At 72.8% G+C, this 22,797-nt stretch carries 25 protein-coding genes; 9 read left to right on the top strand and 16 right to left on the bottom strand.

Features of this window, described 5'->3' with window-relative positions; translation table 11 throughout:
• Nucleotides 1–3 precede the first annotated feature (3 nt).
• From ACZ7GX_RS39790 to ACZ7GX_RS39800, 3 genes are read right to left on the bottom strand one after another with little or no spacing between them, the layout of a single operon-like run.
• On the bottom strand, nt 4–1,191 hold the full coding sequence (locus ACZ7GX_RS39790) for an ABC transporter permease (RefSeq protein WP_498784926.1): 1,188 nt from the start codon (nt 1,189–1,191) through the stop codon (nt 4–6).
• On the bottom strand, nt 1,188–2,099 hold the full coding sequence (locus ACZ7GX_RS39795) for an ABC transporter ATP-binding protein (protein WP_498784928.1): 912 nt from the start codon (nt 2,097–2,099) through the stop codon (nt 1,188–1,190). Before ACZ7GX_RS39795 ends, ACZ7GX_RS39790 begins: the two co-directional genes overlap by 4 nt.
• Before the next feature lie 30 nt (nt 2,100–2,129).
• Nucleotides 2,130–2,387, bottom strand: coding sequence for a helix-turn-helix transcriptional regulator (locus tag ACZ7GX_RS39800; protein ID WP_498784930.1), 258 nt, complete (start codon nt 2,385–2,387; stop codon nt 2,130–2,132).
• Between the two features lie 195 nt (nt 2,388–2,582).
• On the opposite strand from ACZ7GX_RS39800, the gene ACZ7GX_RS39805 reads away from it, so the two are divergent.
• The 3 genes from ACZ7GX_RS39805 to ACZ7GX_RS39815 are packed head-to-tail and all read left to right on the top strand — an operon-like array spanning nt 2,583 to nt 5,028.
• Nucleotides 2,583–3,026 (top strand): YbaB/EbfC family nucleoid-associated protein, encoded by a 444-nt coding sequence (locus ACZ7GX_RS39805; protein WP_053718681.1) that lies wholly within the window; start codon nt 2,583–2,585, stop codon nt 3,024–3,026.
• A gap of 11 nt (nt 3,027–3,037) precedes the next feature.
• On the top strand, nt 3,038–3,352 hold the full coding sequence (locus ACZ7GX_RS39810; protein WP_498784933.1) for a type VII secretion target: 315 nt from the start codon (nt 3,038–3,040) through the stop codon (nt 3,350–3,352).
• On the top strand, nt 3,349–5,028 hold the full coding sequence (locus ACZ7GX_RS39815; RefSeq protein ID WP_498784935.1) for a WXG100 family type VII secretion target: 1,680 nt from the start codon (nt 3,349–3,351) through the stop codon (nt 5,026–5,028). Before ACZ7GX_RS39810 ends, ACZ7GX_RS39815 begins: the two co-directional genes overlap by 4 nt.
• A gap of 135 nt (nt 5,029–5,163) precedes the next feature.
• On the opposite strand, the gene ACZ7GX_RS39820 is transcribed toward ACZ7GX_RS39815, so the two are convergent.
• Nucleotides 5,164–6,606 (bottom strand): glycerol-3-phosphate dehydrogenase/oxidase, encoded by a 1,443-nt coding sequence (locus ACZ7GX_RS39820; RefSeq protein ID WP_498784937.1) that lies wholly within the window; start codon nt 6,604–6,606, stop codon nt 5,164–5,166.
• A complete protein-coding gene (locus ACZ7GX_RS39825; protein ID WP_498784939.1) occupies nt 6,603–7,169 on the bottom strand; it encodes a TetR/AcrR family transcriptional regulator in 567 nt (188 codons plus the stop codon). Before ACZ7GX_RS39825 ends, ACZ7GX_RS39820 begins: the two co-directional genes overlap by 4 nt.
• A 16-nt stretch (nt 7,170–7,185) precedes the next feature.
• Here ACZ7GX_RS39825 and ACZ7GX_RS39830 point away from each other — a divergent pair, with 16 nt between their 5' ends.
• Genes ACZ7GX_RS39830 through ACZ7GX_RS39840 form a run of 3 tightly spaced genes read left to right on the top strand, consistent with a single transcriptional unit; the run spans nt 7,186 to nt 10,658 of the window.
• Nucleotides 7,186–8,823, top strand: a complete 1,638-nt coding sequence (locus ACZ7GX_RS39830; protein ID WP_498784941.1) for an FAD-binding oxidoreductase — start codon at nt 7,186–7,188, stop codon at nt 8,821–8,823.
• Complete coding sequence (locus tag ACZ7GX_RS39835; protein ID WP_498784943.1) at nt 8,813–10,009, top strand: amidohydrolase; 1,197 nt, start codon at nt 8,813–8,815, stop codon at nt 10,007–10,009. The genes ACZ7GX_RS39830 and ACZ7GX_RS39835 overlap by 11 nt, the downstream gene beginning before the upstream one ends.
• A gap of 37 nt (nt 10,010–10,046) precedes the next feature.
• Nucleotides 10,047–10,658 carry a hypothetical protein gene (locus ACZ7GX_RS39840; protein WP_498784945.1) on the top strand — a complete coding sequence of 204 codons (612 nt, stop codon included), beginning with the start codon at nt 10,047–10,049 and terminating at the stop codon, nt 10,656–10,658.
• An 87-nt stretch (nt 10,659–10,745) separates the two neighbouring features.
• Here ACZ7GX_RS39840 and ACZ7GX_RS39845 read toward each other — a convergent pair whose 3' ends face one another.
• Both ACZ7GX_RS39845 and ACZ7GX_RS39850 read right to left on the bottom strand, forming a co-directional pair.
• Entirely contained in the window at nt 10,746–11,753 is a 1,008-nt protein-coding gene (locus ACZ7GX_RS39845; protein WP_498784947.1) for an NADP-dependent oxidoreductase, read from the bottom strand.
• 41 nt (nt 11,754–11,794) lie between these two features.
• Nucleotides 11,795–12,505, bottom strand: coding sequence for a GNAT family N-acetyltransferase (locus ACZ7GX_RS39850; RefSeq protein WP_498784949.1), 711 nt, complete (start codon nt 12,503–12,505; stop codon nt 11,795–11,797).
• 35 nt (nt 12,506–12,540) lie between these two features.
• Between ACZ7GX_RS39850 and ACZ7GX_RS39855 the strand changes: the two genes are divergently transcribed.
• Nucleotides 12,541–12,948, top strand: a complete 408-nt coding sequence (locus ACZ7GX_RS39855; protein ID WP_498784951.1) for a GNAT family N-acetyltransferase — start codon at nt 12,541–12,543, stop codon at nt 12,946–12,948.
• 7 nt (nt 12,949–12,955) lie between these two features.
• On the opposite strand, the gene ACZ7GX_RS39860 is transcribed toward ACZ7GX_RS39855, so the two are convergent.
• The 5 genes from ACZ7GX_RS39860 to ACZ7GX_RS39880 all read right to left on the bottom strand — a co-directional run bounded on the left by ACZ7GX_RS39860 (nt 12,956) and on the right by ACZ7GX_RS39880 (nt 17,616).
• Nucleotides 12,956–13,375, bottom strand: coding sequence for a hypothetical protein (locus ACZ7GX_RS39860; protein WP_498784953.1), 420 nt, complete (start codon nt 13,373–13,375; stop codon nt 12,956–12,958).
• The gene (locus tag ACZ7GX_RS39865) at nt 13,372–16,140 is read right to left on the bottom strand and encodes an FtsK/SpoIIIE domain-containing protein (RefSeq protein ID WP_498784955.1); all 2,769 of its coding nucleotides are present in this window, start codon (nt 16,138–16,140) and stop codon (nt 13,372–13,374) included. The genes ACZ7GX_RS39860 and ACZ7GX_RS39865 overlap by 4 nt, the downstream gene beginning before the upstream one ends.
• A gap of 1 nt (nt 16,141) precedes the next feature.
• The gene (locus ACZ7GX_RS39870) at nt 16,142–16,393 is read right to left on the bottom strand and encodes a hypothetical protein (RefSeq protein ID WP_498784957.1); all 252 of its coding nucleotides are present in this window, start codon (nt 16,391–16,393) and stop codon (nt 16,142–16,144) included.
• 1 nt (nt 16,394) lies between these two features.
• The gene (locus ACZ7GX_RS39875) at nt 16,395–16,655 is read right to left on the bottom strand and encodes a hypothetical protein (RefSeq protein ID WP_498784959.1); all 261 of its coding nucleotides are present in this window, start codon (nt 16,653–16,655) and stop codon (nt 16,395–16,397) included.
• Between the two features lie 139 nt (nt 16,656–16,794).
• Nucleotides 16,795–17,616 (bottom strand): hypothetical protein, encoded by an 822-nt coding sequence (locus ACZ7GX_RS39880; RefSeq protein WP_498784961.1) that lies wholly within the window; start codon nt 17,614–17,616, stop codon nt 16,795–16,797.
• A 218-nt stretch (nt 17,617–17,834) separates the two neighbouring features.
• On the opposite strand from ACZ7GX_RS39880, the gene ACZ7GX_RS39885 reads away from it, so the two are divergent.
• Nucleotides 17,835–18,191 carry a hypothetical protein gene (locus tag ACZ7GX_RS39885; protein ID WP_498784963.1) on the top strand — a complete coding sequence of 119 codons (357 nt, stop codon included), beginning with the start codon at nt 17,835–17,837 and terminating at the stop codon, nt 18,189–18,191.
• A 385-nt stretch (nt 18,192–18,576) separates the two neighbouring features.
• Here ACZ7GX_RS39885 and ACZ7GX_RS39890 read toward each other — a convergent pair whose 3' ends face one another.
• The 4 genes from ACZ7GX_RS39890 to ACZ7GX_RS39905 all read right to left on the bottom strand — a co-directional run bounded on the left by ACZ7GX_RS39890 (nt 18,577) and on the right by ACZ7GX_RS39905 (nt 21,693).
• On the bottom strand, nt 18,577–19,359 hold the full coding sequence (locus ACZ7GX_RS39890; protein ID WP_498784965.1) for an alpha/beta fold hydrolase: 783 nt from the start codon (nt 19,357–19,359) through the stop codon (nt 18,577–18,579).
• Nucleotides 19,360–19,950, bottom strand: a complete 591-nt coding sequence (locus tag ACZ7GX_RS39895; protein ID WP_498784967.1) for a DUF4232 domain-containing protein — start codon at nt 19,948–19,950, stop codon at nt 19,360–19,362.
• A 131-nt stretch (nt 19,951–20,081) separates the two neighbouring features.
• Complete coding sequence (locus ACZ7GX_RS39900; protein ID WP_498784969.1) at nt 20,082–21,158, bottom strand: gamma-glutamylcyclotransferase family protein; 1,077 nt, start codon at nt 21,156–21,158, stop codon at nt 20,082–20,084.
• A gap of 151 nt (nt 21,159–21,309) precedes the next feature.
• Entirely contained in the window at nt 21,310–21,693 is a 384-nt protein-coding gene (locus ACZ7GX_RS39905) for a winged helix-turn-helix transcriptional regulator (RefSeq protein WP_498784971.1), read from the bottom strand.
• A gap of 96 nt (nt 21,694–21,789) precedes the next feature.
• Between ACZ7GX_RS39905 and ACZ7GX_RS39910 the strand changes: the two genes are divergently transcribed.
• Nucleotides 21,790–22,590, top strand: coding sequence for an SDR family oxidoreductase (locus ACZ7GX_RS39910; RefSeq protein ID WP_498784973.1), 801 nt, complete (start codon nt 21,790–21,792; stop codon nt 22,588–22,590).
• Nucleotides 22,591–22,797: the final 207 nt, after the last annotated feature.

Here is a 22,797-nt window from a genome sequence, read left to right on the forward strand (position 1 = left end):
CGGCTAGCGCAGCACGTCCCGCAGCCGCACGCGGGCGCCCGTGCGCAGGATGGCGTTCGAGTAGACCTTGCCGCCCAGCCAGGTGATCGCCGCGATCGCGGCCAGCGCGAGCGCGATCGCCAGCAGCACCTGCCACGTCGGCGCGACGCCCATCGCCATCCGCCCCGGCATCAGGATCGGCGCGAACGGCGGCAGCACCGACAGCACCGCCACCGTCGTCCCGCCCGGGTCGGTGACCATGAAGTTGATCCCCAGCATGAACGCCACCACGATCGACATGCTGATCGGCATCAGCACCGACTGGAGCTCCTCCTGGCGCGACACCAACGACGCGGCGGCGGCGAAGACGGTGGCGTACAAGAAGAACCCGAGCACGTACCAGAGCAGGCCGGTGGCCAGCGCGCCGCCCGCCACGCCCGCGACGTCGACCACCCCCGACAACGACGCCAGCACGAGCCCGATGCCGCCGATCACGAGCAGCTGCAGCAGACCGACCGCGCCGAGCCCGACGACCTTGCCCAGCAGCAGCTGCCACGGCCGCAACGTCGCCAGCAGGATCTCCACCACCCGGCTGGACTTCTCCTCCACCACGCCCTGCGCGACCATCGCGCCGTAGACCAGCAGCGAGTAGTACAGCAGCCCGGCGATCACCAGGCCGATCGCCAGCCGCTGGCCCCGCTGCTCGTCCCGCTGCTCCAGCGCCACCACGTCGACGCTCGCGCGTTCCACGTTGCGCGCCACCTCGGCCGGGTCCACGCCCGCCTCGGCGAAGTGCGCGTCCAGGACCTGCTGCTTGACCAGCAGGTCGAGGGAGTTGCGCAGGGAGTCGCCCAGCGACTGCTCCACCACCACGCGCAGGTCGTCCGACGCGCCGGTGATCAGCGCGTCCAGGTCGCCCGAGCGCACCTGCTCCTCGGCCGCCGCCAGGTCGGTCACGTCGACCGTCTCCACCTCGCGGCCGAACGACCGCGCGGTCTGCTTCAACGGCTCCGCGAGCACGGTGGCCTGACCGCTGAGCGCGACCCGGTCGCGACCGGCGTCGTCGAACAGCACGGCCTGCAGCAGCACGTACCCCGCCAGCAGGGCGACGATCACCAGCGTGCCCCACACGAACGACTTCGTGCGCACCTTGCCCAGGAACTCCCGGCGGGAGACCAGGAACACCGCCCTGCCGGGGGTGAGGCTGCTCATGCGGCGGACTCCTCGGTCACCACGCTGCGGAACAACTCGGTCAGCGACGGCCGCTGCCGGGCGAACTCGTGCACCGGACCCGTGTCCAGGGCGGCGCGCAGCACGGCCTGGTCGTCCACGTCCGACGTGACCTCCAGGACCGTGCGGCCGGTCGACGTGTGCGCCGAGCGCACGCCCGGCAGGTGGTCGGCCCAGCCCGCGGGCGCCAGCGGCGCGTCCACGACCAGCTTCGACTCGCCGCCCGCGCGCAGCTCGTCCACCGAACCGGACGCCACGAGCGTGCCGCTGCGCACGATGCCCACCCGGTCGCACAACCGCTCGACCAGGTCCAGCTGGTGGCTGGAGAACACCACCGGCACGCCGCCCGCCGCCTTCTCGCGCAGCACGTTGCTCATCACGTCCACCGCGACCGGGTCGAGGCCGGAGAACGGCTCGTCCAGCACCAGCACGTCCGGCTCGTGCACCAGCGCCGCGGCCAGCTGCACGCGTTGCTGGTTGCCGAGGCTGAGCTTCTGCACCTCGTCGCCGCGGCGGTCGCGCAGGCCGAGGCGGGCGATCCAGTCCTCCGCCGAGCGGTGCGCGGCGTTGGTCGACAGGCCGTGCAGCTCGGCCAGGTAGACGAGCTGGTCCAGCACCTTCATCTTGGGGTAGAGCCCGCGTTCCTCGGGCATGTAGCCGATCCGGCGGCGGGTCTCGAAGGTGATCGGCGCGCCGTTCCACCTCACCTCGCCCGAGTCCGCGGCCAGCACGCCGAGCGCGATGCGCATCGCGGTGGTCTTGCCCGCGCCGTTGCTGCCGACGAAGCCGAACAGCTCGCCCGCCCGCACGTCGAAGGTCATCCGGTCGAGCGCGACGACCTCCCCGTAGCGCTTGGAGACCCGGTCGACCTCCAGCACTCCCTGTGCCACGTGCTCTCCTCCTGTCGTGACCGGTCGTGCCTAGCGGTAGACCTGCGTGGACAGCGGCGCGAACGGCGTGCGGCTGAACACCGCCTCGACCGGCAGGCCGAACACGTCGCAGATCCGCAGCGCCAGGTCGAGGCTCGGGTAGTGGTCGCCCCGCTCCAGCGCCCCGATCGTCTGGGGGTTGACCTCGACCGCCGCGGCCAACCCCGCCCTGGTCAATCCCCGTTCGACCCGAAGCACCCCGATCCGGTTGTGGATGGGTTGCCCGGGGCCTCGGCGCACCGGACTCATGCTACGAAGTGTTGCGAAAACCCAACAGAACGGCAAGTAAACAATTCACAGAATGGGCCGAACGGCGGTATCCGCGGGTCGTGCGACCGAAGGATCACGTTTCGGTGAAACGATACGTCGCCGGGAACCGAATCGAGTGTCGACGGGTCGAATTGCGCAGTAGGGCCGCAAGCCCCGTTGCCGTGAGGGGTGAACATGGAGCCGGACCAGTGGCTCGCGCAGTACGGAGAGAAGATCGAGCAGGCCAAGCGGAACGCCGCGCAGGCCGAGTCGCAGCTCGGCGGCGTCGGCGGTAGCGCGACGTCGCCGGACGGCCTGATCACGGTCACGGTCAACGCCTCGGGCGCGTTGACCGACCTGATCCTGCGCCCGCAGTTGCGCGGCGAGGACCCCGAGCGGATCTCCGGCGCGATCATGACCGCCGTCGCGCAGGCGCAGCGCGCCGCGGCGGGCAAGGTCGTCGAGATCATGACGGAGTTCGTCGGCGACAGCCCCGCGCTGGAGTTCGTGAAGGCGAAGATGCCCAACGGCTATTCGGGTGACGGCACGGACGCCGTGGAACCGGAGCCCGAGATCCAGCGTCGAGACACCAGGCCCGATGACGACTACTTCACCAACCCACCCGATGTCATGGCCTGAGCAGGGGGTAGATGACCATGTTCGACTCGTTCAACGTGAACCCGGAGGAGATCCGGGCGCACGCTGGCACGGTCGACCAGTTGACGCAGCGGATGCTCTCGGCCACCAACACCGCTGACCCGTCGCTGTCGACCGACGCCTTCGGCGTGTTCGGCTCGTTCCTGGCGCAGTTCCTGCTCAAGACGGCCGGCTCGTCACAGGACATCCTCGGCCAGGCCACGGAGACCGTCGCCGACATGTGCCAGGGCCTCAAGGAGGTCGCCGACCTCTACGAGAACGTCGACCTCGACAACGCGTTCGGCTTCACCGGAAGGGCACGGGGATGAGCGGGCAAGCCACCACCTCCCAGGGGCGTGACCCCTCGCACCTGATCGGCGACGTGCAGGGCACCGTCGCGGCGGTCGAGCGCGGCGACTGGGTCCAGGCCGGGCTCGGCATGGCGAACACCGCCATGGGCATCGTCGGCATGGCCAGCAACCCGTTGTCGGGCTTCCTGTCCGCCGGTTTCAGCTGGGCCATCCAGCACGTCGACTTCCTGCGCGAGCCGTTCGACGCGCTGCTGGGCAACCCGCAGGCCATCCAGAGGATGTCCGACAGCTGGGCGTCCGCGGCCAAGCAGATCGAGGGCATCGTCGCCGACTACCGGCGCACGTCGGTCGAGGAGACCCGGACCTGGCGCGGCCGCTCGGCCGACGGGTACCGGGCGGCGAGCAAGCGGCACGCGGCCGGCCTGGAGACGCTGTCCAAGGCCACGCAGGGCATCTCGCGCGCGGCCAAGGGCGCGGGCGAGCTGGTGGCGACCGTGCGCAAGACCATCATGGACCTGATCAGCCAGGCCGTGTCCGAGATGGTCATGAAGATCATCCAGTGGTTGGCGGCGTCGTTCCTGACCTTCGGCGCGGCCATCGGCGCGGCGATCGCGGACATCGTGCAGATGGCGTGCAACTACGCCAAGAAGCTCGCCGACTTCCTGCAGAAGCTCGGCAACTCGCTCAAGAAGCTGATCGACCTGATCAAGTCGGTCGCGCAGATCGCCCAGACCGCCAAGCAGATCCTGCAGGCGATCACCGCGATGACGTCGTCCAACAAGGGCGGCGGCGGTGGCGGCTCGGGTCCGCGGTTGTCGCAGGGTGGCCTCGGGCTCGACGAGCGGCAGCTCAACGAGATGGACCGGGGCGCGAACGACCGGTACACGAACAACCCCGGCGGTGGCGGCGGTGGGTCGACCATCCCGTCCGGCGGTCCGAGCCCGATCGGTCCCGTGGTGAGCCAGCCGCCGCGGGTGGGCACGGGCTACGGGCCGGGCACGGGCGGCGGGACGGAGCCGGGGCGTGCGTACCCGGGCGGTCCGAGCGGTCCCGTGGTGAGCCAGCCGCCGCGGGTCGGCACCGGTGGCGGCTCGGGTGGTTCCGGTTCCGGTGGTTCCGGCAGCGGCGGTCACTGGGAGCCGGGTCGGTGGGTGCCGGGCGGTTCCGGTGCGGGCACGGGCCAGGTGCCCCCGCCGCCCACGTTCCGCGACACGACTTACGCGACGGGCAGCGGTAGTGGCAGCGGTACCGGCACGCCTTCCGTGCCGACCATGCCCCCGGTCCGCCCGGTCGACCTGCCCACCGGTGGTGGTGCCGGCGGTGGCGCGGGTGGCGGCTTCGGCGGCGGCGGTGGCGGCGGCTTCGCCGGTGGCGGCGGCGGTGGCGGTGGTTTCGCGGGCGGTTCCGGTGGCGGTGGCGCCGGCGGCTCCACCCTCCAGGCCGGTGGCTCGTCCGGCGTGCTCGGCCAGTCGGGCGGTCCGGCGGGCGGCGGCGCGGGTGCCGCCGGTGCGCCGGGCGCGGCCGGTGGACGTCCCGGTGGCGCGGGCGGCATGGGCATGATGGGCGCGCCGATGATGGGCGCCCCGGGTGGCCAGGGCGGCGACGGCAAGGACCACCAGCGCAAGGTGCGGCTGGAGGGCGAGCCCCTGATCGAGGAGCCGCCGAAGGCCGCGAAGCCGATCATCGGCGAGTGACCTGAACGCCAAGGGGGACCTCCACCGCGGAGGTCCCCCTTCGCGTGCCTGTCCCCGTCCCGAGCGTTCGGCTCGGGGTACCTGAACGTTCGGCACGCGCGCGTGTCCTGCGGTCGGGCTCCCCGAGTCGAACGCTCAGGCGGAGGTCAGGGCGGCCAGTTCCGCGGCCACCTCGGCGGTGACGGCCGGTTCGGCGGCGGTGCGGTCGGTCGGGACCAGGCCGATCCGGGTGCGGCGGTCCAGGACGTCGTCGGCGGTCAGGGCGCCCTCGTGGCGCACGGCCCAGGCGACCTCGCCGACCTCGGCGACGTCGGGCGCCTCCGTGCCGTAGCGCGCGACCAGGTGAGGTGGCCCGGCGGCCGGGCCCGCGCCCACCAGGGGGATCCGCGCGGTGAGGGAGCGGGTCGTGGTGAGGGCGGTGGCGTCGACGGCTTTGGCGGCCATGCGGCGGTAGGTGGTGAGCTTGCCGCCCACGACCGTGGTCACCCCGTCCTTCGTCAGCACGGCGTGACCACGCGACAGCTCGGCGCTGGGGCCGTCGCCGGTGTCGAGGAGCGGCCGGAGACCGGCGAACGCCCCTTGGACGTCGGAACGGGTGAGTTCGCGCTCCAGGACCGACGAGGCGACCCCCAGCAGGAAGTCCACATCGGACTGCGGCACGGTGGGCACGTCCGGGATCGGGCCGTCCACCGGCTCGTCGGTCAGGCCCACGTACACGCGCCCGTCGCGTTGCGGCAGCACGAGCGCGAAGCGGTTGCGGGCGCCCGGGACCGGCACGGTCAGCGCCGTGGTCGCCAGGCCGACGGTGGCCGCGGACAGCACCAGGTGCGAGCCCCGGGACGGCCGCAGCCTCACGTCCGGCACCAGCTCGCCGGCCCACACGCCGGTGGCGTTCACCACCGCGCGCGCCTTGATGTGCAGTGACTCCCCGGTGAGCGTGTCGACCACGTCCGCGCCGCGCCCGGAGAGCGAGGTGGCACGGGCGCGGGTGACGATCCGGGCGCCGTAGCCGGCGGCGGTCCGGGCCAGGGCCACGACCAGCCGCGCGTCGTCGACCAGCTGGCCGTCGAAGCTCAGCAGGCCGCCGCGCAGGCCCGCCCGCCGCAGGCCGGGCGCCAGGGCCGACGCCTCGACGGCCGGCACCCGCCGCGGCGCCGGTAGCACGCGTGACGGTGTGCGGGCCAGCCGGCGCAGCACGTCGCCCGCACGCAGGCCGGCCATCACCACGGGGTCGTGCGCCTTGCCGTGCAACGGCACCAGCTGCGGCAGCGCCCGCACCAGGTGCGGCGCGGTGCGGGTCATCAGGATGCCCCGCTCCACCGCGCTCTCGTACGCCACGCCGACCTCGCCCTGCGCCAGGTAGCGCAGGCCGCCGTGGACCAGCTTGCTCGACCAGCGGGACGTGCCGAACGCCAGGTCGTGCGCCTCGACCAGGCACACAGACAGCCCGCGTGACGCCGCGTCCAAGGCGACACCCGCGCCGGTCACGCCACCGCCGATGACGAGCAGGTCGACGGGAGCGGACGCCAGGTGGTCCAGGTCCGCGCGCCGCCGCCCGGCGTTCAGGGAGGTGTTCACGACAGTGCCCCGTCCAGGTAGGCGGCCAGCTCGGCCAGCAGTTCCTCGAAGTCCAGGTCCGTGGTGGCCGGTCGGATCGAGAGCACCAGCGACTGCGTGGTCAGCAGCACGAGCCGGGCCTGGGCGGAGGTGGAGCCCGGCCGGATCGAGCCGTCCGCGTGACCCTCCTCGATCCGGCCGACCAGGAACGCCTCGACCAGCCGCTGCGTGCTGCCCAGCCGCTGCACGAGGTACGGCAGCATCAGCTCGGCGTCCAGGTCGAGCACCCGCCGCATCAACGGGTCGGCGGCCAGCAGCCGGATGCCCGCGATGGCCTGCGCCACGAGCCGCTGCCTGGCGTTGTCGCCGGTCACCTCGACGCGCTGGAGCAGGGCGGTGAACTCCCTGGTCATGAGGGTTCTGACCAGCGTGCCGACATCCGGGAACCGGCGGTAGAGGGTCATCCGGCTCACGCCGGCGCGCTTGGCGATGTCCGTCAGCGTGGTCCGGCGCACGCCGACCTCGACCACGCAGTCGCGGGCCGCGTCGAGGAGCGCGTCGTCACTGTGACGTTGAGACGTCATGTGTCACACTGTAGCGGTGACCGAGCGCATCGACCACACCCTCCGGGGCAGGTGGACCACGACCACGGGCTCGCTACCGCCGCACGCGGTGAAGTGGCTGCGGGAACGGACCGGGCTGGGCGACGTCCGCACGCCGGCCCGGCCGCCGGGGGTGCCCGAGTCCGCGTTGAGCGCCGCCGCGCGGGCCGCGCTGGGCGAGGTCGTCGGCCCCGGCCACGTGCGGGTGGACCGCGACTCCCGGCTGGGGCGGGCCGGCGGTTTGTCCTATGTGGACCTGTTGAGGCAGCGCGGTGACGGCGAGCTGCCCGTGCCGGACGGCGTGGTGCTGCCCGCGTCGCCCGAGCAGGTCGTCGAGGTGCTGGCGGTGTGCGTCGAGCACGACGTGGCGGTGGTGCCGTTCGGCGGTGGCACGTCCGTGGTCGGCGGGGTGAGCGCCCTGCGCGGGGACAAGGCGGCGGTGGTCGCGCTGGACCTGCACCGGCTGGACAAGCTGGTCGAGGTCGACCCGGTGTCCCGGTTGGCGGTGCTCCAGGCGGGGTTGCCCGCCCCTCAGGCGGAACGGTTGCTGGCCGCGCACGGGCTGACCATCGGGCACGTGCCGCAGTCCTACGAGCGGGCCACGATCGGCGGGTTCGCCGCGACCAGGTCGGCCGGTCAGGCGTCGTCCGGCTACGGCCGGTTCGAGGACATGGTGGAAGGCGTCCGGCTGGCCACGCCGGTGGGCGAGTGGCGGTTGGGCGGCGCGCCGGCGTCGGCCGCCGGGCCGGACCTGAAGCAGTTGGTGGTCGGCAGCGAGGGCGCCTTCGGGGTCATCACGGAGGTCGCGCTGCGGGTGCGCCGCCGGCCGGAGGTCGAGCGGTACGAGGGCTTCGTGGTGGACGGCTGGGAGCGCGGGTCGGCCGTGGTGCGGGAGTTGGCGCAGCGGCGGGTGCTCGCGGACGTGACGCGTCTGTCCGATGTGGACGAGACCGCGGTGTCACTGGCGTTGGGCGGTGGGTGGAAGGTCAACGCGCTCAAGGGTTACCTGAAGGCGCGGGGTATGCGCGAGCCGTGCATGCTCGTCCTCGGTTGGCACGGCGCGTCGAAGCGGGAGGTCGGGCGGCGGAGGGCCGAGGCGCTGCGGGGTGTGAAGGTCCTGTCGTTGGGGAAGGCGCTCGGCGAGGCGTGGCGGCACGGGCGGTTCAACGGGCCGCGCCAGCGGGACGCGTTGATGGAGCTCGGGGTGTGCGTGGAGACGCTGGAGACGGCCACGCACTGGTCGAAGGTCTCGGAGCTGCGCGCCGCCGTGCGGGAGGCGTTGGTCGACGCGTTGGGCGACTGCGTGGTCATGTGCCACATCTCGCACGCGTACGAGACCGGCGCGTCGCTGTACTTCACGGCCCTGGCGGCCCGGGACGCGGCCGACCCGATCGGGCAGTGGCAGGTGGCGAAGGCCGCCGCGAGCGAGGCCATCACCGGGCTCGGCACGATCAGCCACCACCACGCGGTGGGCGCCGACCACGTCCCGTACCTGGAGGCCGAGATCGGCGGGCTCGGGCTGGACGTGCTGGCGTCGGTCAAGCGGACGCTCGACCCGACCGGCGTGCTCAACCCGGGCAAGCTCCTCGCTGGCGACTTCGGTGTCGCGGGGCTAGCGTCGCCTGGTGACCGGTGACCTGCTGATCCGCTCCGTGCGGCCGTGGCCGAACGCCCCGGGCGCACCCCTGGTCGACGTGCTCTGCGAGGACGGGCACGTCGTGGCGTTCGGTCGGGACGTCGGCCCGCCGCCCGGCGTCGAGGTGGTGGACGGCCGGGGCGGCGTGCTGCTGCCCGCGTTCACCGACGCGCACGCGCACCTCGACTCGACCCGGCTGGGGCTGCCGTTCCGCCCGCACAGCGCGGCCGACGGGCTCGCCGGGCTGATCGACAACGACCGGCGCAACTGGCGGTCCGCGGAGGCGTCCGTGGCCGAACGCGCCACCCACACGCTCGGGCGGACGATCGCCTCCGGCGCGACGCACGTGCGCAGCCACGCCCAGGTGGACGTCGACTCGGGGCTGGAGAAGCTGGAGGGCGTGCTCGCCGCGCGGGAGGCGCACGCCGGGCGGGCGCACGTCGAGGTGGTGGCGTTCCCGCAGTGCGGCATCCTGCGCGAGAAGGGCACCGCCGAGCTGCTGGACGCGGCGCTGCGGGCGGGCGCGGACCTCGTCGGCGGGCTCGACCCGGCGGGCTACGACCGGGATCCGGTGCGGCACCTGGACGTCGTGTTCGGGCTGGCGGAGAAGCACCGGTGCGGGGTGGACGTGCACCTGCACGACGCCGGGTCGTTGGGCGCGTTCCAGGTGGAGTTGATCTGCGAGCGGGTGAGCGCGCTCGGCATGCAGGGGCAGGTGACGATCAGCCACGCGTTCGCGCTGTCGAGCGTTGACGAGGGGCGGCGGGCGGAGCTGGTGGACCTGCTGGCCGAGCACGACGTCGCGGTGACGACCGTCGCGCCGGGCGTGCGGGAGCCGTTGCCGCTGCGGCAGTTGCGGTGGGCGGGGGTGCGGGTGGGGCTCGGGCAGGACGGTATCCGGGACTACTGGTCGCCCTACGGCAACGGCGACATGCTGGACCGGACGTGGCAGTTGGCCTACCGCAACGGGTTCCGGCGCGACGACCTGGTGGAGATGTGCGTCGACGTCGCCACGCGGGGTGGCGCGGCGGTGATGGGGAAGGTGCTGGGCCTCACGGAAGGCGCGCCGGCGGACCTGGTGGTCGTGCCCGGCGACACGGTGACGGCCGCCGTGATGGACCGCGCGCCGCGCACGCTCGTCGTGCACCGGGGCCGGGTGGTGGCGGCGGACGGCGAAGTCGTGTGAGGCCGGGACTGTCGGTGGTGGTCGGTAGCCTGCGCGCATGACCGAGGACATGTGGGACGGCTTCGTGGCCACCGCGCTGGTCGAGGTGCGCCGGCGGGCGGCGGTCGTCGGCGAGATCGCCGGGGTGGCGCCGATGGTGGTCGACGGCGCGGAGCGGTTCGCGTGGAACGACTCGGGCGGGCAGTCGGCCGTCTGGTACTTCACGCCGGACGGGCGCGCGTTGCTGCTGACGTTCGACCACGAGTCGGACCTCAACCTGTACGCGGAGGGCGACTACGCGCTCCAGGAGTCGCTCTACCGCGGTGTGCCCGAGGACCTGGTGCGCCTGGTGCGCGACCGCCCCGAGAACTACGAGTCGCTGAACCTCGTCGACGAGGCCACCGGGAGCACGATCCACTACGCCGGCGGCGTGTTCTGGTTCGACGGTGAGCGGTGGCGTGAGGCCGAGGGGTTCCTGGCGCACTGCGCGGCGGAGGGCTTGGCGCCGATGGTCGAGTCGGGGTTCGGGTACTGCCTGGAGCCGTACCTGTTCGGGCGGGAGTTCACCCCCGAGTCGGTGGTCGAGAGCCGGGCCGACTGGTACCACGACGAGGCCGAGCGGGCCGCCGCGCTGGTCGAGATCCGGGAGATCTTCGCCCGGCACGCGTGACGGCCCGTGGCCGCTACCGACCACCGCGCAGGCGCACCCGCCGGCGACGCGAGCGCATCGCCGGCGGTGTCCGACCACCGGTTTCCCTTACAGGGTCACGAGCGCCTTGCCGAGGTTCTCGCCGCGCAGCATGCCGATGAACGCCTCCGGCGCCCGGTCGAGGCCCTCGGTCACGGTCTCCCGGTAGCGCAGCTCGCCCGAGGCGATCCAGCCGCCGACCTCGCGCACGAACTGCTCGCGCAGGTGCTCGTGGTCCCAGATGATGAAGCCGCGCAAGGACAGGCGCTTGCCCACGGCGAGGCCGAGGTTGCGCGGGCCCGAGGGGGTGGTGGTGTTGTAGTTCGAGATCGAGCCGCAGATGGCCACCCGGCCGTAGTTGTTGAGCGAGGCGATCGCCGCCTCCAGGTGCTCGCCGCCGACGTTGTCGAAGTACACGTCGATGCCGTCCGGCGCGGCCTCGGCGAGCAGGTCGGCGACCGGCCCGTCCTTGTAGTCGAACGCCGCGTCGAAGCCCAGCTCGTCCACCAGGTACCGCACCTTCGCCTCGCTGCCCGCGCTGCCGATCACGCGCTTGGCGCCGCGCAACCGGGCCACCTGGCCCGCGACCTGGCCGACCGCGCCCGCCGCGCCGGAGACGAACACCACGTCGCCCTCCTTGAACGCGGCGACGTCCAGCAGGCCCGCGTACGCCGTCATGCCGGGCATCCCGAGCACGCCCAGGTACGCGCCGACGGGCGCGGCCTCCGGGTCCACCTTGGTCGCGTCGGCGGCGTCCACCGCGGCGTACTCGCGCCAGCCGAGGCCGTGCAGGACCGTGTCGCCGACCTCGAACCCGGGCGCGTTGGACGCCACGACCTCGCCGACCGCGCCGCCGGTCAGGGCCTCGCCGACCTCGTAGGGCTCCACGTAGGACTTGCCCGGGTTCATCCGGCCGCGCATGTACGGGTCCACGCTCATCACGAGGTTGCGGACCAGCAGCTGCCCGTCGGCGAGGTCCGGCAGGGGCACGTCGACCAGGTCGAAGTTCTCCCGGGTCGGGAAGCCTTCGGGGCGGGAGGCGAGGTGGATCTCGCGCGCGGTGCTCGGCAACGTCATACCGCGTGCAACAGCGCGGCGGCGCGGTGCTGTTCCGCCGGTCAGGTGTGACCTGGGTCCCGCAGCGCGGTCACGCTCCGGTAGGTGAAGCCGAGCCGTCGGTAGACCGCGATGGCGGCCTGGTTGGACGCGTCGACCATCAGCCCGCACGTGCCGTGCTCGGCCAGCAACGCGCTCACCACGAACGAGCAGACGTTCGTGGACAACGACTTGCCGCGGTGGTCGGGGTGGGTCGCCACGCCCGCGACGAAGCCGACCCGGGGCGAGGGCCAGGCGTCCGCCGCGACGGCGACCAGCACGTCGTCGACGTGGATGCCCGCCCAGCGCGACGGTCCCGGCTCGCGGGGGCGGACCCAGGAGTCGGGGTTCGCCTTGCGCAGCAGCGACTCGACGTCGTCCTCGTCCCGTCCGGTCAGCCAGCGGGCGCCGGGGCCGGGGTCGAGGGAGCCGGCGCGTTGCATCCAGCCGAACGTGCCGACGACCGGCCAGTCGAGCTCGTCGGCCACGGCGGTCGTCACCACGGGTCGCACGCCGGGGCGCGCGTGGGCGCGCAGGAGCGCCGCGACGTCGTCGGCCGGGCCGGTGAGCACGAGGCGGTCGAAGCGGTACAGCGCGGGCGCCAGGACGGCCACCGCCCCGCCGTGCGCCCACGCCGTGCCGCCGCGGCCGGGGAGGAGGCACTGCGCGGCCCACCAGGCGAGGGGGTCGGGGGTGGCGGCGGACACGTCGGCGGGGGTGGGCAGAACACGCATGACCGCATCATCACCCAAGAGCTACCCTCGCCCGCATGGACATCCGGCGGATCACGTCGTTGGCCGCGGTGATGGCCGCGGGGCACCTCTTCGACGACGTGCCGCGCGAGGACGCCACCCGTGCGTTCCTGGCGGACGACCGGCACCACCTGCTGATCGCCTACGTCGACGGCGAGCCGGCCGGGTTCGTGTCCGGCGTGGAGACCATCCACCCCGACAAGGGCGTGGAGATGTTCCTGTACGAGCTGGGCGTGGACGAGGCGCACCGGCGGCGCGGGATCGCGTCCGCGCTGGTCGAGCGGCTGATCGCGCTGGCGGGGGAACGCGGCTGCACCGGGGTGTGGACCGGCACCGAGAAGGACAACACCGCCGCCCTGGCCACCTACCGCCGTGCCGAGGCCGAGCTCGACTTCGACACGGTCGCCGTCTCCTGGGGCTTCTAGCGGGCCCCTAGCGGAACAGGGCGCGCTTCTGCAGCGACTCCTCCACCGCCCGGAACGCCAGGTCCAGCGCGGTGTTGTACTCGCGCTGGTCTCGCGGCGGGACCGACTCGTCCGGCGCGGGCACCGTGGTCATGGTGAACCACCGCTCGTCCCACAGCAGCCCGACCACGGCCTCCCAGTGCTCCGCGACGACCTGCTTGACCAGCTTCTCCTGGTCGATGGCCTCGGCCATCCGGTCCTGCGACTCGGCCAGCCGCTCCAGCAGCTGCCGCACCCGCGCCCGGTCGGCGGCGCGCAGCCGCTCGGCCGACTCGCCGGCCAGCGCGACGACCTCCCGGTACCGCTCGATCGCCGAGACCGCCTCGACCTCCGGCACGGCGTGCCCGCTGGTGCGCTGCGCGGGCACGACCGATGCGTGGCTGATCATGGTTCCTCCCCGGTGTCGAACGGGATGACGACCTGCGGCCGCGAGTGCTCGAACCGGTCGAAGAACAGGCCGCGCCGCGGTCGCGGTGACCACGCCATGACCTGCTCCGGTCCGAACGACAGCAGTTCCTTGCCCTGGATGTCGAACGCGATCCACGCGCCGATGTCGTCGTAGACGCCCGGCGACAGGCTGTTCTTCAGCCGCTGCGCGCCACGCCACCAGCCGAGCACGTGGGTGCGGTTCTCCGGCCCGTGCTTGAGCACGGTCCGCAGGCCGTCCACCCCCGAGGCCCGGGTCGTCGGGTCCTTCGCCTCCAAGAGGGTGTGCGCCGCGTCCACCGCGTAAACCACCAGATAGTGCGGCGACAGCGGCGCGCCCGTCTCGCCCGTCATGCTCGCGGTGATCCGGGCCGCCGTGTCGTCCACGTGCTTGCGGATGCTGTCCAGGCCGACCAGTTCCACCGCGTGGCCCGCGTCGCTCAACTGCTTGTGCAGGCGTTCCGCGTGCGGCCAGGCGTCCTCGGCCAGGCACGCCAGGGTGAACTGGGCGTCACCGGGCTGGTGCTGGCGGGCCAGCGACAGCGCCGCGCCGCCCAGCACGCCCGCCGCGTCGTCGGCCAGCGAGCCGAGCACCGCGATGTTGCGGCCCGGCGTGCGGGCGAACCGCACCTTCGCCGCGCTGCCCGCCACGTCGATCACCTGGCCCAGCAGCACGGTGGGGCTGCCGCCGTCGACCGGCCGCAGCGCCCGGAAGTCCGGCAGCGCCCGCAACGCGGGCACCTTGCTGCCGTCGAACAGGATCGGCTCGGCCAGGTCCGCCGGGCGCCGCCGGTGCAGTTCGGCCTGCAAGGCGTCGAACGTGCCCTTGGCCGTGGCGTCGGGGATGCGCGCGACCTCGTTGCCCGGCCGCACGCCCGACTCGTGGTTGACCACGGCGTGCCAGCGCGGCAGCTCCACCGCGGCGTCGTTCTGCGGCTCGGCCAGCACCCGCCGCGCCTTGGGCAGCGCGACGCGCACGGTGAACTGCTCGAAGATCGCCGACTTGCCCCAGAAGCCCTCGATGCCGGACACGTCCTGGCTGGAGAGCACCAGGTGGATGCCCTGCGACCGGCCCCGCCGGGCCACGTCCTCCAGCAGCTGGGTCGCCTGCGCGGTGACCTGGTCGCGTTCGCCGAACAGGTACTGGAACTCGTCGATCACCGCCACGATCCGCGGCCAGTGGCCGAGCGGGTCCTCCTCGCGCAGCTGCTCCAGCTTGGTGACCTCGTGCTGCTTGGCCGCGTCCGCGCGCCTGCGCATCTCGTCGGCCAGGAACGCCAGCAGCGCCACGCCGAACTCGCGGTCGGTGTTGACGTTCACCCCGACCAGCCGCGCGTGCGGCAGCCAGGTCGGGTCCTTGCGGCCCGGCGCGAACTGCGCGAACGACACGCCCTCCTTGAAGTCCAGCAGGTACAGCTCCAGCTCGTCCGGCGCGTACCGGGCGGCGAGGCTGCCGAGCATGGCGTAGAGGAAGTTCGTCTTGCCCGAGCCGCTGGGACCGCCGATCAACGCGTGCGGCGACGTGTCACCCAGCCCGACGTGGACCGGCTCGCCCTCCAGGAACCCGACCGGCGCGAGCACGCCCGCCGACGAGTCCTCCCGCCAGAAGTGCTCCGGCAGCAGGTCGGCGAACGTGCTGAGCCGGTTGCGGCGCTCCTCCCGCTTGTCCGCGATCGCCGCGCACGCGCGGGGCACCTGCGCGCGGGGCAGCGGCGGGTCGAGCGCGACGGTCACGTGCTTGCCGGTCATCGTGCACGTCGCGGACTGGTCGGCGGCGATCGTGACGGTCTCGATCGGCGAGTTGACCGTGACCGGGATGTCGACGATGAACAGCTGGATCCCGGCCGCCAGACCGTTGCGCGCCACCCGTTGCAGCTGCTGCTGGTGCTCTTCCCGCAACGGCTGCCGGTTGCCGAACAGCACCGCCAGCCGCCACGGCTCGGTGCGCCGCCCGCCCACCGCCCGCACCGACTGGTGGCCCTCGGTCAGCACGCCGGTGTGCACGCGGCGGATGTGGTCGGACAGCTCGTCGAGCAGCTCGTGCAGCCGCGCGGGGTCGTGCACGGTCAGCAGGCCCGCCCTGGTCAGCGGGTACAGGCCGGGCAGCGCGCCGGTGAGCTGGCCGACGTCCCACACGTGCACGTGCACCAGGCCCGGCTGGAAGTGGCTGAGCACCCGCAGCAGCAGCGACTCCACCAGCGCCTCGGCCGCGGCCCGGCTCTCGTGGGTGGAGGAGACGTGCAGGTGCGAGTGGTCCAGCAGCGGCACCGCCACCGGGAACCGCTGCGGCTCGGGCGCGCCGCGCACCACGCCGGTGCCGATGCGCCACAGCTCCGGCACGCCGTCGCCGCCGTCGGCGGTGCCCGGTGTGCCGAGCCACGTCTCGGGCGGCCACGACGCCGGGCCCGCCGCCGCCGCGTCGACCAGCGCGGTCAGCTGGTCGGGCCCGCGTTCGGACCACTCGCGGAACGCCTCGACCCGGTCGATCAACGCCCTCGCCAGCTGCTGCTCGAACAGCGGGTTGGCCAGCGCGTCGGCCAGCAGCGGGTCGGCCAGCGCCCGGTCGACGCCGTCGCCGCGCAGGATCACCTCGAACATGTCGCGGGCGCGTTCGTCGGCGAGGAGGCGGTGTTCGCGCGAGGCGTTGCCCAGCGCCGCGGCGACCGCCCGGCGGAACTCCTCGAAGGAGCCCTCGATCCTCCTGCGGCGCTCGTCACGCCTGCTCACGTCACAGCTCCACGGCTAGGCGTTGGACCAGTTCCAGGCTGCCGACGATCAGCTCCAGCTCGTCGGCGAACTTCTCGCCCGCCGCCACGAACCCGGCGGGCACCAGGGACTCGTGGTGGTCGGCGCTCGCCTCGAGCAGGATGTCGACGGCCTCGTCCAACGCGTTCTGGGCCTCCCGAACGCTGCGGTAGGCGTCCCTGAGGAACTCGCAGCTCTGCTCGAGAGCGAGCTTGATCTCGCCTACCGAGGTCACGTCACAACCTGGAATTGATGCTCTCGGCCTGGGTGATCCCGGCGCCGAGGTGCTTCTGCAGGTCGGTGACGCCGCTGACCACCTCGGCGAAGCGCGCGTTCGCCTGCTCCACGTCGGCCTGGACGCTGCCCTGGGTGGCCGTGCTGAGCAGCGCCTGCGCGTCCTCGGCCAGGTCGGCGGCCTGTTGCAGGGCGTTCACGCTCTGGCCCGCCTTCTCGACGGCCTGTGCAATCGCGTTGCGGACCTCTTCGATGCTGGCCATGTCGGATCCCGACCCCTCCTGGCGAAACTGCTCGAGTTCCTATAGTTGAAAGTAGTACCTAAAGTTCCACGATTCACAAGCAAGATCGGCTGACCGGGTGGCCTTCGAAATCCACTCGATCGGGTCAGCGAAGTGGATCTCAGTCGGGCACCGTCCACACGAATGCCGAGTCCGGTGTCGCTGTCAGTTCCAACGCGGTGATCCCCGCCCGCGGCGCCGGCGCGGCCGACCAGCGGATCGACCCGGACCCGTCGGACCACTCGACCTCGGACCACCCCGAACGGCCCAGCGACGCCACCGCGTCGTGTAGCGCGACCGTGGGCGAATTAACGCTTGAGCCGAGGTCGATGTGCACGCTCAGTAGGTGCCCGTGGGGAGCCACTCGGGTGATCTTGCCACTGCGCGCGACCCGACTCGCTACCGCCCGCGCTTGCCATTCGGCTCCCGCGGACCGGTCGGTGGCCACGTCGACCCGCAACGACAGCCGCGAACCCGCCCGCGGCGGCGCCGCGCTCACCCGTTCAGGCGCGGGCGGTTCGTCCGGTCGCCCCCGGCCGGCCACGGGCTGGTGCTGCTGGGGATCGCCACCGGCCCACGCCTCCACCAGCAACCGCTCCGCGCCCGGCACCAGGCCGTCGAGCAGCGCCGGGTCGTCCAGCACCGTCCACGCCGTCGGCGGCTCGCAGGCCACCCGCGGCGTGGGGAACTCGTCGCCGAGCTGCCGGACGAACGTGCGCACCGCGCGGGCCAGCGCGCCGGCCACGTTCTGCGTCGCCCGCTCGCCGCTGACCCGGCTGATCGTCACCGACCAGCAGCCCGGTTCCTCGTCGGAGCAGTCGAAGGCCCGCACGACCCGCCCGCCGACCTGGCGCAGCAGTGCGGAGCAGGCGGCGCGCGCCTGCTGCTCGTCGTCGGCCGCCACCACCGCGGTGATCAGCAGCTCCAGGTCTTCACCAACCATCTCGCCGCAAATTGTCCATGACACGCGTGTGGCGCGTGAGGGTGCCACTGATGTCACCCATAAGCAGGGACTTGCGCCCACCCCTCGTGATGTCCGCTGATCAGGCCGTTTTGGCCGGTCTAACCCCCGTTCACACGATGCGGTCGGCGATGTCCGGTGACCTCCCGTGCGAGGTAACGATGTGAGCGCATGGCCATCTACGCCAAGGAGGTTCCACCATGCGCAGCATCATCCGACTGGTCGCCGCAGGCGCCCTCGCCCTGCCGATCATCATCGGTGCCTCGGGCATCGCGTCCGCCGACGTCGAGTTCGACCAGGACAACGCATCCGCCACCGCGGACGGCGCCACCCTCCACGAGTTGGCGTCCGGCGCCGACGGCGAGGGCGGTTCGTACTTCTACGAGGCCTACGAGGTCGCCGGCCCGTACGGTGCGGGTTCGTTCCACGTGCTGGCGTGGACTTGGCACGGCAACGCCGGCTACCACGACGGATATGCCTGGTCCAGCCCCTATGGCGCGTGGACGGGGTCGACATCGGCCCATGCCGACGATGACCACCACCACCACGACGACTGATCCGCGGTGAGGTAGGGCGGTGCCCGTCGGCCGCCCGCCTGCTTCGGGTCGGTTGACCCGGAGCGCGTTCCGGCTTGTCGAGCGCGCTCATGACGATCACCTGCTGGGCAAGGTCGCGCTGGTGACCGGAGCCTCGTCGGGCATCGGAGAGGCGACCGCCGCGGCGTCGGCCCGCAAAGGGGCCGCGCCGCGGTGATCGCCGCCCGGCGCGTGGCGCCGCTCGAGGCGTTGGTGGGACGCCGCTCGGTCCGACCGGCTCCAGGCGGACGTCGCGAACGCGGTGCGGTACCCCGTGACCCGGCCTGAGCACGTGGCGGGCAACGAGGTCCTGGTGCGGCCGAACGACCAGTGGTGTCGAGCGCCGCGGCGGGCGCGGCCGGCGTGGTCAGCCCAGCCGGAGCACCCGGCGCACGAACGCCACCACGTCCGCCAAGACCTCGTCGGAGTTGACCTCGTTGAACACCTCGTGCCGCGCGCCGGGGTAGACGCGCTCCTCGAACAGCAGGCCGCGCAACCGGTCGGTGCCGGTGCGCGTGTCCGCCGCCGGCACCCACTCGTCGGCGTCGCCGTGCAGCCACAGCGTCGGCAGCTGCTCCAGCGAGGGCCCGTAGTTCACCTCGTCCAGCGCGCGCTCCAACGCCTCCAAGGACTCCCGCCGGTACGGCCCGTGCCACACCAGCGGATCGGACGCGTACCGCTTGCCGACCTCCGGGTCGCGCGACAGCAGCTCCGGGTCCAGCGGCGCGCCGGTGTCGTCGGACCCGAGCCGGTCCAGCCCCTCCCACGTGCCGAGCACGGGCGCCGACAGCACCAGCGCCGCCAACGGGTTCGACTGGGCGTACCGGGCCGCGACCAGGCCGCCCTCGGCGTGCCCGACCAGCACGGTGGGCAGGTCGGACGCCGCCGAGCTCACCGTGGCGCCCAGGTCGGCCACCACGCCGTCGTAGTCGTCGATCACCGCCCGCTCGCCCTCGGACCGGCCGTGCCCGACGAGGTCCGACGCCACCACCAACGCGCCCGCGTCCACCAGCGCCTCGGCGACGTGCGCGTATCTGCCGCTGTGCTCGCCGTAGCCGTGCACGAGGACGGCGAGCCAGGTGGCGTCCAGGTTGGGCCAGGTGCGGACCGCGAGCTCGCCGGCGTGGCCGGGGACGTTGGACTCGATCACCTAGGCAGCGTAGAACGCGCTGATCTCGATCTTCCCCCCGGCGCACACCGGACCCAGGCCCCACTGCAGGCTCATCGGCTCGGTCTCGTCGGGCGGGATCGCCGCCGCCCGCGGCGCCTCCGCCTGGCACGGCCGGTCGACCGGCTCGGCGCCGCTGGGCACGACCGTCCAGTGCAGGTTCGCCGCCGCCGCCTCGCCGGGCGCGAGCAGCACGGGCGAGGGAGCGGGATCCGGCGTCCGCTGGAGGTCGGTGGGCAGGGGGTTGCCCGCCGCGTCCAACAACTGCAACCCGCTGTACCCCTTGATCGTGCACGGCGACGAGCCGTTGTTGGTCACCACGAGCTTCGCGTACCGGTTCCCCGCGCCCGCCTCGGTCGACTCCACGGCGCCCGCCAGCACGTCCGCGGTGCAGCGGCCGGACGCGGGCGCGGACGCCTCGGACGTCACCGGCGCCGAAGAGGGGGGAACCGGCGGCGCCTCCGAGGACGTCTGCGATTCCACCACGATGGTCGACTGCTCGGCCGCTTGCCGGGGAGTCCCGCACGCCGCAAGCGCGACCGCGAGAGCGCCGAGCGCCACGAGTCGCCTCATGTCCACCTCCTGGCTAGGGAACGGGTCCTTAACAACAGGACGTACCCCACCGCCGGACGGTTGGGTGGATCGGCCAGGAATTCACTGGATCGGGCGCATCATTGACGCCTACCCACCCGCGACGGGCCGGATCAGGCCGGATCGGCCTCTCCGCCCCGGGCCGCCCACCCGCCGGGCAGCACCGGCAGGTCGCCCACGCCGGCGGTCCACACGTACGTCCAGCAGACCCGCCCGTCGGGCAACGTCACCCGCACCCGCCGGTACTCGTCGCCCTCGTACTCGTCCAGCACCGGCAGCGCGTCCTCCGGCCGTTCGAGCCGCAGCACGTGCCCCGGCACGCCGGGCCCGTCGCCGGGCCGCAGCGCCGGATAACCCCGACCGGTGTCGTGCAGCGTCCCCGGCAGCGTCGCGGCCACCGGGTCGCCGTCCACGAACGGCTCCACGAGGCGCCACGCGCTCATCCCCGGCTGGAGCGTGCCGTACACGAACAACCGGTCCGGCCAGTCGTTCGGCGACGGATCGCCGTGCACCGGCGTCACGTCCAGCCCGTCCCCGTCCGCCGGCCGACCGCCGAGCCTGCGCGCCGCCGGCTGGTCCACGTCGGCGCAGCGCACCGCCCGGCCGTTGACCAGCAGCGGCATCCGCCTCGTCCCCGCGCCGGTGTAGGCGAGCACCGAGTCCACCACGCCACCGTTGAACAGCGTCACGCGACCGGTGTGCACGCGCACCAACCAGTACCGCAGCCCTCGCCCCTCGCAGCGGTCCAGCACGCGCAACTGCTCCGCGGTGGCGAACCACACCGCGTGCTCCTCCTCGACGCCCGGCGCGGCGGCGAGCGTCGCCGGTCGCTGGGCGTCGGTCTTGCGCAACCCCGCGGCCCACACGGCGGCGAGCCCGTCGCACCGGGCCCTGAGCACGACCGCCGGGCCGGTCAACCCCAGTTCCTCGCGCAGCCACGTCACCTTGGCCGGGTTGGCGTTGGAGCCGTAGGCCAACACCGGCATCCGGCCCGCGAGGGGAGGTTCGCCGTGCACCGCGAGCCAGTCGTCCAGGTCCTGCCCGTCCGGGGCGACCCGCCACCCGGAATCGGCGCCGGGATCGGGCGTGACCGGCCAGCCGGCGCCGTCGAGGTGCACGAAGCAGTGTCCCGGCCGAGCTCCCGGATAGGGCTCGGCCGGGTGACTATCGTCCGTGAAGGGCTGCGTCATGGTTCCCATTCTGGCAAACCACACCGCGAATTCACCGGTTGTTGTTTTTCGCTGGGCCTCAGACATCGGACCTTTTTGCGTGATTGATCTCCGGTGACGGAGGGCTGTGCCAGGGGTCGGGCCCGCAGGTCGGAGGTGTGGACGTGACCTGTCACACGTTCTCGGACCGCCGCGCGTCGTACTCCTCCTGCGCCGCCAGGAAGTTCGGCAGGTTCTCCTCGATCCAGCCGAACAGCTCGCTGATCTGCTTCGCCGCGTGGGCGCCCAGCGGCGTGAGGGAGTAGTCCACCCGAGGCGGGATCACGGGGCGGACCTCGCGGTGCACCAACCCGTCGCGCTCCAGCGCCTGCAACGTCTGCGCGAGCATCTTCTCGCTGATCCCGGTCACCGCCCGGCGCAACTCGCTGAACCTCTTCGTGCCGCCGCCGTCGTCCAGGAGCTTGCCCAGCACCAGGCTGCCCCACCGCCCGGTGGCGTGGTTCGCGATCACCCGGGTAGGGCAGTTGTGGTCGTATACGTCACCACGCAGCTCCATGGCACTCACTCTACCTGCGTACTTTCCCGCTCGTAAGTACCACACCTTCAGGTAGGTACTTACGAATAGTTAGCACCTCGACCTAGCGTGGTCCCCATGACGACCTTGATCACCGGCGCGACCGGCCACCTCGGCTCCCTGATCCTCGAGCACGCCCGCACCCGTCTCCCGGCCGACCGGCTCGCCGTCTCCGTGCGCGACCCGGAGAAGGCCGAGGGCCTCGGCGTCGAGGTCCGGCCGGGCGACTTCGACGGGCCCCTCGCCGACACGTTCGCGGGCGTCGAGACGCTGCTGCTGGTGTCGGTGGACGGTCCGGACGAGATCCGCGTGCAGCGGCACCTGAAGGCCGTCCGGGCCGCCGTCGACGCCGGTGTGCGGCACATCGTCTACACGTCCGTCACCGACGCGGACACCTCGCCGCTCGGCTTGGCGAAGGTGCACAAGGCGACCGAGGAGGCGATCCGCGCGACCGGCATCCCGTTCACCTTCCTGCGCAACGGGATGTACCACGAGAACTACCTGCCCCACGCGCCCGGCCCGATCGTCAGCGCCACGGGTGAGGGCCGCATCGCCAGCGCGTCGCGGAACGACCTGGCGCTGGCCGCCGCCGTGGTGCTCAGCACGCCCGGCCACGAGAACGCGGTCTACGAGCTGACCGGCCCGCGGGCGTGGAGCTTCGACGAGCTGGCCGCGCTGGCGGGGACGACCCACGAGAAGGTGAGCGCGCCCGATCGCGTCGCCGCGCTGAAGGGCTACGGCCTGCCGGACTTCGTCGCCGAACTGCTGGCCGACATCGAGGTCAACATCAGCCGCGGCGTGCTCGCCGACGTCCGCCCCGACCTGGAGAAGCTGATCGGCCGAACCCCCACCACCATCGAGGACGCCGTCCGCGCCTGACCGACCGGGCCCAGCAGACCTGGGCCCGGCCGACCCGGGGCCGGCCTCGCCCGCGTCCAGCCGACCCGGGCAAGGCCGGCCCGGCGTTCCAGCCGACCGGGCCCGGCCTAGCTGTAGTGGCTAATCAGGTTGTTGACGGCGTGTCGGGTTGAAGACGGGAGGACCTCCGGGCGGAGTGGATGTGTCTGACGCATCCCATCGGCACAC

It is taken from the genome of Actinosynnema sp. NPDC037264 (assembly GCF_055603705.1).

Coding starts and splice junctions, on each gene's coding strand:
- ACZ7GX_RS39860 (WP_498784953.1), bottom strand. CDS start 13,375: ATGATCAGCCACGCATCGGTCGTGCCCGCGCAGCGCACCAGCGGGCAC.
- ACZ7GX_RS39840 (WP_498784945.1), top strand. CDS start 10,047: ATGACCGAGGACATGTGGGACGGCTTCGTGGCCACCGCGCTGGTCGAG.
- ACZ7GX_RS39810 (WP_498784933.1), top strand. CDS start 3,038: ATGACCATGTTCGACTCGTTCAACGTGAACCCGGAGGAGATCCGGGCG.
- ACZ7GX_RS39850 (WP_498784949.1), bottom strand. CDS start 12,505: ATGCGTGTTCTGCCCACCCCCGCCGACGTGTCCGCCGCCACCCCCGAC.
- ACZ7GX_RS39905 (WP_498784971.1), bottom strand. CDS start 21,693: ATGGAGCTGCGTGGTGACGTATACGACCACAACTGCCCTACCCGGGTG.
- ACZ7GX_RS39875 (WP_498784959.1), bottom strand. CDS start 16,655: ATGGCCAGCATCGAAGAGGTCCGCAACGCGATTGCACAGGCCGTCGAG.
- ACZ7GX_RS39800 (WP_498784930.1), bottom strand. CDS start 2,387: ATGAGTCCGGTGCGCCGAGGCCCCGGGCAACCCATCCACAACCGGATC.
- ACZ7GX_RS39885 (WP_498784963.1), top strand. CDS start 17,835: ATGCGCAGCATCATCCGACTGGTCGCCGCAGGCGCCCTCGCCCTGCCG.
- ACZ7GX_RS39900 (WP_498784969.1), bottom strand. CDS start 21,158: ATGACGCAGCCCTTCACGGACGATAGTCACCCGGCCGAGCCCTATCCG.
- ACZ7GX_RS39895 (WP_498784967.1), bottom strand. CDS start 19,950: ATGAGGCGACTCGTGGCGCTCGGCGCTCTCGCGGTCGCGCTTGCGGCG.
- ACZ7GX_RS39855 (WP_498784951.1), top strand. CDS start 12,541: ATGGACATCCGGCGGATCACGTCGTTGGCCGCGGTGATGGCCGCGGGG.
- ACZ7GX_RS39845 (WP_498784947.1), bottom strand. CDS start 11,753: ATGACGTTGCCGAGCACCGCGCGCGAGATCCACCTCGCCTCCCGCCCC.
- ACZ7GX_RS39880 (WP_498784961.1), bottom strand. CDS start 17,616: ATGGTTGGTGAAGACCTGGAGCTGCTGATCACCGCGGTGGTGGCGGCC.
- ACZ7GX_RS39790 (WP_498784926.1), bottom strand. CDS start 1,191: ATGAGCAGCCTCACCCCCGGCAGGGCGGTGTTCCTGGTCTCCCGCCGG.
- ACZ7GX_RS39910 (WP_498784973.1), top strand. CDS start 21,790: ATGACGACCTTGATCACCGGCGCGACCGGCCACCTCGGCTCCCTGATC.
- ACZ7GX_RS39805 (WP_053718681.1), top strand. CDS start 2,583: ATGGAGCCGGACCAGTGGCTCGCGCAGTACGGAGAGAAGATCGAGCAG.
- ACZ7GX_RS39825 (WP_498784939.1), bottom strand. CDS start 7,169: ATGACGTCTCAACGTCACAGTGACGACGCGCTCCTCGACGCGGCCCGC.
- ACZ7GX_RS39815 (WP_498784935.1), top strand. CDS start 3,349: ATGAGCGGGCAAGCCACCACCTCCCAGGGGCGTGACCCCTCGCACCTG.